9 protein-coding genes and 4 pseudogenes are annotated in these 12,141 nt (G+C 66.3%); 10 read left to right on the forward strand and 3 right to left on the reverse strand.

The window, feature by feature from the left end; genetic code table 11:
• The first annotated feature begins 609 nt into the window (after positions 1 to 609).
• From OOK40_RS00005 to OOK40_RS00030, 6 genes and pseudogenes are all read left to right on the forward strand, one after another.
• Positions 610 to 861 (forward strand): hypothetical protein, encoded by a 252-nt coding sequence (locus OOK40_RS00005; RefSeq protein WP_266475486.1) that lies wholly within the window; start codon positions 610 to 612, stop codon positions 859 to 861.
• A gap of 794 nt (positions 862 to 1,655) precedes the next feature.
• Positions 1,656 to 1,862: pseudogene (locus OOK40_RS00010) on the forward strand (carbohydrate-binding protein); the annotation flags it as partial.
• 421 nt (positions 1,863 to 2,283) lie between these two features.
• Complete coding sequence (locus tag OOK40_RS00015; RefSeq protein ID WP_266475487.1) at positions 2,284 to 3,537, forward strand: RICIN domain-containing protein; 1,254 nt, start codon at positions 2,284 to 2,286, stop codon at positions 3,535 to 3,537.
• Between the two features lie 422 nt (positions 3,538 to 3,959).
• Entirely contained in the window at positions 3,960 to 4,244 is a 285-nt protein-coding gene (locus tag OOK40_RS00020; protein WP_266475488.1) for a hypothetical protein, read from the forward strand.
• A gap of 26 nt (positions 4,245 to 4,270) precedes the next feature.
• Complete coding sequence (locus OOK40_RS00025; RefSeq protein WP_266475490.1) at positions 4,271 to 4,621, forward strand: DDE-type integrase/transposase/recombinase; 351 nt, start codon at positions 4,271 to 4,273, stop codon at positions 4,619 to 4,621.
• 392 nt (positions 4,622 to 5,013) lie between these two features.
• Positions 5,014 to 5,421 (forward strand): hypothetical protein, encoded by a 408-nt coding sequence (locus OOK40_RS00030; RefSeq protein ID WP_266475492.1) that lies wholly within the window; start codon positions 5,014 to 5,016, stop codon positions 5,419 to 5,421.
• A gap of 604 nt (positions 5,422 to 6,025) precedes the next feature.
• Here OOK40_RS00030 and OOK40_RS00035 read toward each other — a convergent pair.
• A pseudogene (locus OOK40_RS00035) lies at positions 6,026 to 6,232 on the reverse strand (ATP-binding protein); the annotation flags it as partial.
• Between the two features lie 355 nt (positions 6,233 to 6,587).
• Positions 6,588 to 6,864 (reverse strand): annotated as a pseudogene (locus tag OOK40_RS00040) (transposase domain-containing protein); the annotation flags it as partial.
• A 158-nt stretch (positions 6,865 to 7,022) separates the two neighbouring features.
• Here OOK40_RS00040 and OOK40_RS00045 point away from each other — a divergent pair.
• The 3 genes and pseudogenes from OOK40_RS00045 to OOK40_RS00055 all read left to right on the forward strand — a co-directional run.
• Positions 7,023 to 7,298: pseudogene (locus tag OOK40_RS00045) on the forward strand (IS110 family transposase); the annotation flags it as partial.
• Positions 7,299 to 7,382: 84 nt separating this feature from the next.
• Complete coding sequence (locus tag OOK40_RS00050) at positions 7,383 to 8,252, forward strand: FHA domain-containing protein (RefSeq protein ID WP_266475493.1); 870 nt, start codon at positions 7,383 to 7,385, stop codon at positions 8,250 to 8,252.
• Positions 8,245 to 9,738 carry a serine/threonine protein kinase gene (locus OOK40_RS00055; RefSeq protein ID WP_266475494.1) on the forward strand — a complete coding sequence of 498 codons (1,494 nt, stop codon included), beginning with the start codon at positions 8,245 to 8,247 and terminating at the stop codon, positions 9,736 to 9,738. The genes OOK40_RS00050 and OOK40_RS00055 overlap by 8 nt, the downstream gene beginning before the upstream one ends.
• On the opposite strand, the gene OOK40_RS00060 is transcribed toward OOK40_RS00055, so the two are convergent.
• Positions 9,714 to 11,333: a CdaR family transcriptional regulator gene (locus OOK40_RS00060; RefSeq protein ID WP_266475495.1), complete on the reverse strand. Its 1,620-nt coding sequence runs from the start codon at positions 11,331 to 11,333 to the stop codon at positions 9,714 to 9,716. The two genes, OOK40_RS00055 and OOK40_RS00060, sit on opposite strands and share 25 nt — an antisense overlap.
• Positions 11,334 to 11,919: 586 nt before the next feature.
• Here OOK40_RS00060 and OOK40_RS00065 point away from each other — a divergent pair.
• Complete coding sequence (locus OOK40_RS00065; RefSeq protein WP_108149241.1) at positions 11,920 to 12,111, forward strand: hypothetical protein; 192 nt, start codon at positions 11,920 to 11,922, stop codon at positions 12,109 to 12,111.
• The last annotated feature ends 30 nt before the right edge of the window (positions 12,112 to 12,141 follow it).

A 12,141-nucleotide genomic window follows, 5' to 3' on the forward strand; every position in this document is an offset into this window, starting at 1 on the left:
GCTCGGTTTCCGCCATTTTCATGCGTTGCATGCTGCTGCTGCTTGCATTCGGCTATGATGGTATCATGCCGTGCGTCATCGCAGAGGTTGCAGTAATACGCGTTATGTATTGATGGCTATAGGTGGGTGACGGCAAAACTTCACTTTAAATTGAATCATTATTCACTATAACAAACGTATCACGTTCAGTCGATAACGGCTCAGGGACCATGACGACCACAACTGATATGATTATTGCAGATTGAGCCTGACGTCGCGCTCTGCCGTTTACTACCATTGCCAGCGGTATGCCGCAGTGAACAGAGAGAAACCGCAGGATTGAAAATGCGAGAGCGCGCTGCGGTAGCGTAAGCGGCAAGGCGGTTTGCTGTGCTGCTTGCTGGTGGATTACTCAGTTTTTGAATATTTGTGTATTGACTTGATATGGGCGTTGTGACGGCATGATGGGTTTTACGGCTGTGTTTGTTGTGGCATTGGTGCTGGATTACTGATGCTGGTACTTGAGGGAGTTTGAGGTTACAGGAGTTTGCAGATGTTACGATTATGGGCGATGCTGCTGCCGGCGGTGCGAATGGCAATGTCATAGGCAATGTTTCGAGTATTGCGATTATGGTGGGTGCAATTTTGACCATCGAGGCCGACAGGCCGTGCAGGAACAACAATGCCCAGGATCACTGGGGGCCCACCATGCCGCCGGGCTGGAACGACATCATCACCTCGCTGCAGCCATGGGCGAACTGCTGGATCGAGCTCTACTCCGACGACAACTTCGGCGGTGACCGCGACGGCGCGTACCGGACCAACACGCCCGACATCGGCTCGTACATGAACGACCGCACCAGCTCCATCGCCTACCGGTGATCCGGTCCGCATCACACCTCAGCGCCCGGATCGGACCTGATCGACCCAAGAGGAGAACAGGCTTCATGCGTACATCAATCCGCACCGCGATCCTCGCGGCGGCTCTCGTCCCCATATGCGGGATCCTGCTCGCGCCCTCCGCACAGGCCGAAGACGTCCCGTCCCCGCGTGAGCTGCTGGAGGAGTGCGAGGACGGCAGCGACTGGTGCTGGTTCCACCCTGATGGCCCGCCGAAGGAGGTCAAGGGCGAGAGTCATCAGGTCGGAACGAGTGTCTTCAACTGCACGGATGGTCCGCAGACGATGAACGTCAGCTGGTCGGACACCGACACCGAGACCAACACGATCGGTGTCTCCATGGGCATCGAGGGCGGCTTCGCCGAAGTCTTCAAGGCTTCTCTCCAGGTATCGTATTCGCACAGCTGGGCAAAGGCGCACACGGAGTCGCAGACCACCGCCATCAACGTGCCCGCGGGCAAGGTCGGCTGGATCAACCGCCAGCCGACCCTGCTGGAGGTCTCGGGCCGGTACGAACTCCACTTCGGGAAGCGGTACTACGACCACTACTACTGGTACCTGCCCTTCACGGCAACCGAGCCCAAGGGGGACGCCGGCAGCGTGACCCAGCGCACCCGGCCGATGACCCCTGACGAGGCCAAGGCCCACTGCGGCGACACGCAGGCCGCCACGGCCTCGCTGGCCAACACACCCTCACAGGCCGCCACGCCCTCGCTGGCCGACACGGCCTCGCTGATTGCGTCCGAGGTGCTTAAGGCCCCGCCGCGGGCGACTCCGCCGCCGACCACCCCGCCCACCACGCCTCCGGCGACTCCGCCGCCGGCTGGTTGCTCGGCCGCCGCTTGGGACCGGGCCGCCACGTACACCGCCGACAAGCAGGTCTCCCGCAACGGCCACACCTGGAAGGCCAAGTGGTGGACCCAGGGCCAAGAGCCCGGCACCACCGGCGAATGGGGCGTCTGGCAGGACCTCGGCGCCTGCTAGAGCCTGGCCCACTGCGGAAGCTAGGGAGCTGAGTCTGGACCGGGCTGCACTGCGGAAGCGTGCAGCCCGGCCCAGCCGCTGCGCGGCGGCCGTAGACTCGCCCGCGAATTCCGGCTGCCCAGTGCATCCCCACGACCGCACGACCGTAAGGGCGGAGGGACAGCCTCCCGGGGGCCCTTGCGCCGAACCGGATCAAAGTGTCGAAGAGGGGGCGCGGGCCAACCCCGGTACAAAATTCCGCACTTGACGCCACATGCCTCACTCGCCTGCACTGTAGAGGCCCAGGAGAGATACCGTCCGTGTTCCCGGACTGCGGTCCCCTCGTGGGGATGGCTTCGTCCGGGCCCCGCCTCGGCAAGCCGGTTCATTGGCTCCCTCTCCGAACATCGCGGCTTTCGTGCGTACTTGGACAAGGAGCATCGTGATCCCGACCGCTGCCGACGACGACCCCCTGGTCCTGAGCGCCTTCCGTACATTGTCCCCGGCATCGCAACAGGCCCTGTGCCCCGAACTGGCCGAAGTCTCCGGACCATCCGGGCCCCTCCACGCGGAGCAACCTGGCCGGGACGCCGCCTTCGTCCGGTCGGCCCGAACCCAGCTGTGCGAGGCCTACCTGCGTGCCTATACCGCACAGGCTCCGAGCCGGACCTGCCGGCATCTGATGGCCGTCATGGATGACACGGTCCAGGGCAGTGTCTCCGACCAGTCGAGCGTCCTCGACCGCCACACCGCAGCCTGCCGGGGCTGCTCAGGCATCCGGGCTGACCTCGCCATCCTTCGCAGCGGAAGCCACGCAGTCCTCACCGGCCTTCTCCTGGACGCGGCAGAGAACCAAGTCACTCCCCGCACCGGCACCGCCGACACCGGCCCGGAGGGACCGAGGCCGGCGGCGCCCGATATGACCGCTGCTGCTGGCCCAGGCTCCCCATCTCCTGGGCTGCACCCCCGCAGCCGGGGCGTGAGGGTCCTGCAGTCCCGTGCCGCGGTCGTCGTCGCGGCGTCCGTCATCGTGCTGGCGGCCGTCGTCGCCGCCAGCACAGTGACGGACGGCCCGTCCAGCACCACCCGTCCGCCCCAGGACCGCGTCACCCTCACGCCCCCCATATCCGCACCCGCTGGCACCACGGAGCCCCCTGCTCCCGTTGTCATAACCTCCGCCCCGGCGAAACGTTCCCTGGCCCCGTCCCGCTCACCGGACGACCCTCCCGTCGGCTTCCAACTCGTCAACAGAAGGACCGGACTGTGCGTCGGCGCGCAGAGCCCCGCCGCAGGGGCCTGGCTGCGCCTCGAGGAGTGCCGGACCACGGCGTTGCAGCGTTGGGAGACGGTCAAGGACGCATCCGGCGCGTACCGGCTCCGCAACTCGGGCAGCAGCAAGTGCCTCGACGGTACGGACGGCGGCGGAAACGTTGTGCGGGCCGTCCTGAGCGATTGCGATGATCACTCTTCAGCCCACTCCACCGTACAGCTGTGGACGATCAGCCCCGTGGCAGACTCAGGCGCGTTCCGCCTGCAGTTCGTACCTCCCGTGGCATCGAGTGACTACTCCTTGCACCTGCTGGGCCCGGAGGACTGGCCGAACGAGAGTCCGCCCCGCAAAGGCTCTTACCTCGCGCACCTGCCCGATTACTACAACTCGGAAAGCTTCGTCTTCACCATGAACCATGATGACTGACACCTCGGCTGAAACGGTGTGAGGCGGCCTCACTCGATGCGCCGCACGGCCGCCCTCGCGGTGCTGTCCGGCCGGGCCACCGCCACCCCAGGACCAGCGCCGGACGACGGGGCTGCTCATGCGTGTGCAATAGGCAGCCCCCTCGTCGGTCGGTGAGGTCGGCGAGCTCTATGAGCCCATGGTCCGGGTCGGTCCGACCCTGACACAGGCCGGTTGGCATTCCCAACGCCCGGTGTCGGGGTTGAGCCTGTCCGGAGTGACACCGCGTTCGGTGACCGTGCTGAACCGGCCAGTAGGGCAGTGGCTGTCCAACCTCCGCCGCCACGGAGGCTGCCGAGGCCGACACGGCGGCTGCCGATTGGCCGGACGCGCCGGCGTTCCCCTTCTCCGCCACCGAGTATTCCGCCGGGTGAGACGCGCTGGTGAACCGCTTCCAGTTCGTCGCTGACCACCAGCGCCGCTTCGGCGTCAAGCGGTTGTGCCAGGTCCTGGGCATCGCCCGCTCCAGCTTTTGCTACTGGGGCAAGACCGCTCCGGCCCGGGCGACCCGGCAGGCCGCCGATGCCAAGCTCACCGCGAAGATACGCAACGTGCACCAGGAATCCGACAGGACGTCCGGAGTCCCCAGGGCCACGGCCGAGCTCCGCGAGGACGGCGAACGCGTGAAACTATCCCGGGCCCGGCCGCGGCGAAGGCTCCCGACCTGATCGGACGCGACTTCACTGCCGAGGCGGTGAACACGAAGCACGTCGGCGACATCACGTGTCTTCCGCTCGCGAACGGGACGTTCCTCTACCTGGCTACGGCCATCGACGTCACCTCGCGGCGTCTGGCCGGCTGGGCGCTCGCCGACCAATTGCGGGCCGAGCTGGTCGTCGATGCCCTGGCGGCGGCCGAGCGGACCCGGGGCAGCCTCACCGGCGCAATCATCCACACCGACCACTGCGCCCAGCACACCTCCGCTGCGTTCGCCGCAGCCTGTGTGAAAGCCAGCGTCCGCCAGTCCATGAGCACGGTGGGTAGTTCGGCGGACAACGCGCTGGCCGAGTCGTGCAACGCGACCTTCAAACGGGAAACGCTCTAGGGCCGAAAGAGCCAGTCCAGCGAGCGCGAGGCTCGTCTCGACGCCTTCCGCTGGCTGCACCGCTACAACACCGGGCGCCGTCACTCCCGGCTCGGGCAGCGCAGCCAGATCGCCTTCGAAACGGCGCTCGAGGAACCATCAACTATCTGGCCCGAGCCGCATAGCCCGTGTCCAGGATTCGGGCTAAGGGCCCGACTTGGCAGAGACGTTCGATCGGCAGACGCTGGGTGCTTGGGATCGGCCACGAATGTGCGGCGGTCATCTGATGGCGGACGACAAAGACTTGAACCCCCTGATCATTGCAGGCTTCTGCAGGCAGCTCACTAGCATCGCGGACCACACGGAAAGCGCTTGATCAGACCGCAAGCGAACCCACGGAAAGAGAGTCTGCAATGATCAGAAATCTCCCGCGGCGTCCCCTGGCCGCGGCGGCGGTCGTGGCCAGGGGCCTGGGCTCCATGGCCGCGGCGCCGCCCGCCCCGGCGGATCAACCCGCCCTCGAACACTGCGTACTGGACCTCGATACAGGCTGCCAGACCTGCTACGGCGAGTTCTCGGCCGCGTTCGCCGCGGCATCGGACGGACAGATCACAGACGCGCCGGACAACCCGAAGGCGGCCTCCCAGGACTCGGGGCTCCAAGGGCTCCGGGAGGAGACACTACGGCTCATGTCGGACTCCGGCGCGAGCAGCCGCGTCGTCGTGGGCACGTTCTTCAAGGACAAGAACTACGGCGGCGGCTCCCTGACCCTCTTCGGCCCCGAACCGGGCAGGGACGACCAGGACTGGGTGGCTTCGTAGGTGAGAACGGAGAGCGGATGTTGGTGGGTCCTGGCATCGTTTCTTGATCGAGATGCTCAGAAATGTTGATGAGAACTGGCAGCACCCAGAGGGCTAGTGGTCCGGCATGTCGGAGCCGGTGGACATAGTGCGGGCTGTGGACCTGAGACCGGAGCTGCTGCCCCCGCCTGTGAGCAGACAACGGCTGGATGAGTTGAGTTGCGAGATCGATCGGATCGCTGCCCTGGTGGCCGACCGTTCTGAGGACGCCGACGACGCGATCCGGGCGTTCAATGCTATGACCGGCCACGATTACGAAGCCTTCGACTTCATCGAGTACTACGGAAGCAGCAGCGTTGAGGAGTTCGCCAGGGAGGCGGCCCGGCCGGCTTGCCTCCCGGTTGCAGGCATCACGCGGGACGAACTCGTCGAGATTGTCCGCAGACTCCTCGTTGCCTCCCCGGAGAGCGACTACTACCTGCGGCTCCTCGAAGCGAACGTGCTGCACCCTGGGGTCAGCGGTCTGATCTTTCATCCCCCGGAAGACCTCCAGGATGCATCTGCGGAGGAGATCGTTGATGAGGCCCTGAAGTACCGGCCGATCGCGCTTGAGCACGAGGCCAAGTCAGCCAGCCGCTTGCTGTTGTTCGGTGCGGGCGCGAGTGGTGGCGAGGCGGTAGGAGCCGGTGCCGGTTTCGATGATGTTGCCGCCGAAGGTGAGGCGGTCGACGATGGCGGCGCAAAGGCGCGGGTCGGTGAAGGTCCTGGTCCAGCCGCTGGATGATTAATTCGAGGCGATGGCGACGCTGTTCTTCTGGCGTTCGGTCAGGACCCAATGCCCCGGTTCGACTGCGCGCCCCTGCCCCGCATCGCGGTGGCAGTGCGAGCCGGAGCAGACCTGCTCGGCTCAATCTGGGCGGTTGGATCCTCCGATGAGACGCTCGGTCCCGAAGCGGAACGAGCCCTTACAGCGGCCGCCACGAGTGCCGCGCTTCACCTGCTCAGGGTCCGCCGTGCCGCAGGCCTGGAACGCCGCGCCCGCAGCGAACTGTTGCACTCCCTGCTGGCCGGTGAGCCCGTTTCCCCGGCAGCCGGGCTGGCCATCGAGCGTGGCCGGATGACCGTGCTCGCCTTCGAACTGCCTTCCTTGCCCGGGACCTCTTCGGACGTCGACATCATCGGGCCTCAAGTCGCCGATCTGGCGGCTGCCTGTGCCACGTTCAGCCCGGCCAGTCCCGCGGTCAGCTTCTGCCAGACCAGCCGGTAGCAGACCTCCGGGAACAGGCACATCGCAAGTAGGAAGTAGACCCCGACCCGTGAGGGCAGGTCGCGCAGTCGGCGCTGCACGGTCTCTTCCAGCACCGCGTCGACGAGATCGAACGGCACGACCCGGGTCAGCTCCCCCAGATGGTCGGGAGCGAACCGGCCCCCGGCCACCGTGAACTCGTGGAAGACAGTCGTCAGGGCACAATGACGTGCAGGCAACGGAGCTCCGTAACAGCAGATGGCCCTGGCGGACTACCTGCTCCAACGGGGCTCCCTTGCCCATGTTCGCCCCGGCGCCGAACTCCCATCAACTCGCTTGCCACCAGCACGAATGCCTTAACTACCCGGGCCTTGGGTCAAGGCCCTACTGCGACAAGAAGATCGCCCAGGGAAAGCACCACACCCAATCCCTCCTCTGCCTCGCGAGACGACGAGCCGACGTGCTCTTCGCGATGCTCCGCGACGGCACCTTTACGGCCCCCAACCCGCCCCCATGGGTTGACGAAACCCATAGGGGCGCCCCCAGGGGCCGGTGTGGCACGCGTCCCGTCGCCGGCGACGGGACCGGTACGGCCATACCTGGGGAACGTTCAGAAATGGTGCCAACTGCCCGTTCAGAGCCTCTCAGGTGAGCGGCGTCCTGCTCTCCGACAACGACAGACCAAGGCAACCTTTGGGCTAGGCTTGGCGCACTGTTGCACGAGGGGAACAGGTCCATGACTGAGCCGTTCTTGACAGTGACTTACACAGGTGAACCCGACATCGTATTCGAGTTCGCCAAGGAGGGCGATTCCCGTTTGTTCGGCAGGGACGACACCTCGTGCGACATAGTGATCTGGTCAGCGCTCAACGGCCGCGAGCTCTCCCGGGTCGCCGGAAGAATCTGGCGGATGGAGGGCGAGTTGTGGTTGCGGAACCTGTCCACGACTCACGAGCTCCACCTGCGGATACCTCATATGCCGCCGGAACAGCCACTGCGACGCCGCCGTGACGAGCTGGCACGCGGAGACGCCCGCAGCATTCCCAGGCCCGTGTGCACCGTGCTGGGTCCGGACGGTTGCGAACTTCAGGTACTCCAGGTGAACCAGCCGGAACCGGAGATGCTCACCTACGGCCTGGACAACCCCACCCTCTCCAGGATCCCCGAAGTCCCTAGCCATCTGCGGCACATAGCCGCGGCTCTGTGCGAGCCGCTCCTTGCCGGGGGGTATTTGCCGGCTTCGTACCGCGAAGTGATGTCACGCATCGGTGAACCGAGCCTCAAGAAGGTCCGCATGCTGGTCGGCGAGCTGTGCACGCACTATACCGACGCCTCTCCCGAGCTGAAGGACCGTTTGCTGGTGCGACTGGTCCGGGAGCAGGAACAACTCGGCATACCCTCGGATCCGCAGTTGCGCCGCGGGCTGTGGACGTTCGGACAGGCCCGGGCGGGAACCACCGAAGACCGGGGCGCGGAGGAGGGCAACCGGCGGCGGGCACTTGCTCTGCCTGACTACTACGAGGTCGCGCAGATACTCGTCTCGCACTTCCGGATCACGGCCGCCGATGTGGAACGGCTCCCCGCGGAGGAGTTCAGGGATGACTGAGCGTGCCATACCAGGGCAGGATCGTCATGTGCCCCTGTGGCCCGCCAATTTCGTGAGTCTGGGCGTTTTGGGCAGGGGCTCTTCCTCGGTCGTCCACCGGGCAAAAAGCACAACATTCGACGATGTCGTCGCGCTCAAGGTCTGGCAGCGGTCGCTCACCGAGGACGAGCGCATCAGATTTCGGCAAGAATGCTCCCTGCACCATAGGCTGTCAGGCCATCCGAACATCGTTCGCCTTCTGTGGGCTGATGCACCGGCCGATGGTTCGGCGTGGATCGCAACAGAATTGTGCGACGAGTCGCTCGACGATCGACTGCACCGCAGCCCTCCCCTGTCGGGCGAGGACGCATTCGAACTCGCCGAGGACGTGCTGTCGGGCCTGGCCGAGATCCACCGGCAGGGTCACATTCACCGCGACATCAAGCCCGGCAACATTCTCCTGCGGCAAGGAAGGGCCGTCCTGTGCGACATGGGAATTGCCAAACCTGTCGACCGGCACACGCTCAACGCGCCGGCGGGGTCACCGGGCTACCTCGCCCCGGAATTGGGCCGGGGTCGGCAACCCGACCCCCGAAGTGACGTCTACTCGGCGGCGGTCACCCTTTACGGAATCTTCGGCGAGAACCCACCAGATGGCGTCGAACGTCTGCTGACGCGTGCCACCTCCAGCGAACCCGCGGACCGGCCCCCGGACGCCGGTGTCTTCCTGGATCGCCTCCAGGCGGCGCGCGCCAAGTTTGCCGCCCCCGCCGCGGAGGACACCGCCCCTCGGCCCGGAGATCACGGCGACCGCGGGGCGAAACCGACCGAGGTCGACACATCCACCACCGAGCCACTCACCAGTCCGTGGGAGCACCGCCCAGGCGACAGCTCTCCCCCGCGTTCGGTCCGTCGCGCACTCATGATGCTCGTGGTGATCGCGGCCGCGGCCGGATCCATGGCCTTTCTGGAATCCAGGCTGGACAACCAGAACGCCAGCGCGGGAGGCGGCACGAAGTCCCCGACGATTCGGGCGAGTTCGCCCGCGAACTCCAGCTCCCCCGTTCCGTCGACGACACGAACAGCCACCACACCGGCTTCGTCCGCGACCGCCACGGTCACATCTCAACTACAAAGTCTCTATGCGAGCAAGTGCATGACCGTCCACGGTCCGTCGTTCGACAACGGGACGGGGTTCCAGCTGTGGGATTGCATCAACGTCCCCGAAGAACGATGGGTGTTGACCGGTGATGGGCACATCAAGGGATTGGCCGGCAGGTGTCTCGAGGTGCGACGCGGCCCGCGAACGGAAGAAGCTGGTACCCCGGTGCAGCTCTGGTCCTGCGCGGACACTCCGGCCCAGCAGTGGAGTCTCACGTCCGACAGCAGACTCGTCGGGTACCAGGGCATGTGCCTGGACGTGAGAGGTCCTGAGACCGCGAACGGAACACCGATCGAGATGCGGACGTGCAGCGGAGTTCCTCAGCAGGCATGGCGCTTCTTCTGATGCCGGGCCCGGCACAGGTGCCGCAGTTGCAGCCAGAGCACGAGGCGTTCGTCGGCGTCAGAGAGATTCACGGCGAACAGTTCGGTGATCCGGCGCAGGCGATACCGGAGGGTGTTCTGGTGCACATGGAGCCGGTCCGCGGCGACGGCGATGTCACCGAACGCCTCGAGGTACGTCAGCAGGGACTTGGCGTACTCTGCCTGCTTATCCGTGTCGTGGCGCAGAATCGCGGCCACCGAGACCAGCCGCAACCGCGGGTCGTGGACGGCGGTGTCGCCGAGCTCCAGCAGGATCGCCTGGCAGCGTACGTCCTCGATGGACGCGATCCGGCAGCCGTGATGCCCTGTTGCGAGCACGGACAGCACCCGGTCGGCATCCTGACGTGAGCGCGGTACCTCCGTGAGGTGGGCCACGGCCGAGCCGATGCCCGCGCGCAACCGGATACGCAAGGACGCCTCTGCCCGGCCCAGGACGGTCCTGGCCAGCGCAACCGCCCCGTGCGCTTCGGGCAGCTCGCCCGGCAGCGGAAGCAGGGCGTAGACGACGTCGCCCTCCACCACACAGGAGGAGCGGGGTGCCATCGTCTCGGCACAGGCGGCAACCAGGTCGGCCGCCTGAAGGCCGACGACATCGGCGGGGGTCTCCGGCGAGGACGGCAGCCAGAAGGCGAGTACGGTTATGCGGCCGCGCTCGATGCCGAGCCTGGCCGGCGGCGAGGAGTCGAGCTCACCGGCCATCAGGGCGCGCAGCAGTTCACCGCGTGCCTGGCGTTCCCGGTGCGTGGCACGGCGGAGCCTGAGCAGCTGCAGTGCCGCACTCTGGGCGGCCCCGCACAGAACTCGCTCCGTCTCGGGACTGAACCGTGTACCCGGGGACTGGAGCGCCCAGATGGAACCGAGCAGATCCGTTCCCGCCCGCACGGCCACCGCGAGGCGGGGCAAAGGGGAGAGGTCGTCGATCCGGATCACGCCCTGAGTGACCTGGACTCGTCGCCACGCCTGCAGAAAGTCATCGGAAGCCTGCCGCCTGAGGATGGCTTCGCGGCGCAGGTCGTCGATCGGCTGGCCGGGGAGACTGGAGTAGGCGAGCACGCGCCTCTGCGGGTCCTCTATCGTGACGGCACCGCCCACCCTCGCCGCCACGGCATCGGCCAGCGCCGCGAGGTCACCGACCGCGTCAACCGGGGAGGAGCTGGGTGTGCCATGCCGGACCTCGCCCATGGCGGCGCCCAGCAGCGCGTCGACATGCCGCCAGGGGATCTCCTCGGCGAGGTCCACCACGGCGACTCCCGCCGCGGTGGCGGTCTCGACCAGCGGCTCGGCCCGTGAACCACGTGTTTTCAGCGCGATCGCCGCAACACCCGCGTCGGCGAGAGCGGGCAGTGCGTCGAGCAGTGCGGTGTCGGCGGGAGAGATTCCGACCGCGATCAGAAGAGCGCCCCGGTGCAGGGGCCCGGCTTGCTCCGTTAGATCCAGGACCGCGTGTGCGGTCACCTGGACGTCGGCCTGCGGCTCAGGGGTGAGGAGTCTGGCTTCGTAGGGTTCGAACAGAGCGAGAATGCCCTTCAGGGACAACTGAGCGTACTCCTCTGTCATCTGACCCCCCTTCTCTTCCGCCGCACCGCACGTGAGCGGAGTCCCGCCCCCGCCGGGATTCCGGATCGAAGAGGATTCGGCTGCGTCCGGCAGGGGCGGGAGTTCACATGCGGCAGGTAGCTGCCAGAATGATGAACACGGCGGATCCGGCCGCAACCGTGAAGACGAACGCGCCCCAGGCTCAGGCGCCGAGAATGCGTCCCACCGCTGCACTGTCCCATTCAGCGGCCCAGGCACTGCGACCGTCGGCCTTCGGCACTGTTCTCGTCCGGGGTTCCTCGAACGGGCTGTGCTGCTCCCAGGCGTAGTTCGATCGATCGTCATGGAAACCGTCCCAGGTCTGAAGGATCTTGTCCTTCGGTCGCCATCCCCTCAATCGCCATCATTGAGCGGTTTCCGTCATCGAGCCACGGCAGGGCTGTCCTGGCCGCCGCCGCGGACATTGTGAGTTGGGGCTGTGGTGGCTGGCGTTGGTGGGTTGTCGGCCTGGTACGACGCGGCTCCTACTGCTCCTGAAGCTCGATCGTCCCCCTAAGCGATCCCAAAATCACGTGCGCCCTTCACTCACAGTGTGGAGCCCCTACCCATGAATCTCAGTCAGCCCACCCGCCGCACGATCCGCACCGTCGTGCAGACGGTGCTCGCCCTCGCCGCCGGACTTCCGCTCATCATCGACGCCGTCGGCATTCCGCAGACCGCGGCCCGCGTCGGACTCGCCCTCGTCGCTTTCGCCGTCGCCGGCCTCGCCCTCACCCTGTGGCAGCTCGCCAACCCATAACGCAACGCGCCCCCGTCGCCGGCTTCGTGC

The sequence above is a fragment of the Streptomyces sp. NBC_01481 genome, from assembly GCF_026339995.1.
In the GTDB taxonomy this organism is placed as follows: Bacteria; Actinomycetota; Actinomycetes; order Streptomycetales; family Streptomycetaceae; genus Streptomyces.

Excerpts from the sequence above, each read along its gene's own strand:
- OOK40_RS00005 (WP_266475486.1), top strand. The coding sequence starts at position 610 with ATGGTGGGTGCAATTTTGACCATCGAGGCCGACAGGCCGTGCAGGAAC.
- OOK40_RS00060 (WP_266475495.1), bottom strand. The coding sequence starts at position 11,333 with ATGACAGAGGAGTACGCTCAGTTGTCCCTGAAGGGCATTCTCGCTCTG.
- OOK40_RS00030 (WP_266475492.1), top strand. The coding sequence starts at position 5,014 with ATGATCAGAAATCTCCCGCGGCGTCCCCTGGCCGCGGCGGCGGTCGTG.
- OOK40_RS00050 (WP_266475493.1), top strand. The coding sequence starts at position 7,383 with ATGACTGAGCCGTTCTTGACAGTGACTTACACAGGTGAACCCGACATC.
- OOK40_RS00055 (WP_266475494.1), top strand. The coding sequence starts at position 8,245 with ATGACTGAGCGTGCCATACCAGGGCAGGATCGTCATGTGCCCCTGTGG.
- OOK40_RS00065 (WP_108149241.1), top strand. The coding sequence starts at position 11,920 with ATGAATCTCAGTCAGCCCACCCGCCGCACGATCCGCACCGTCGTGCAG.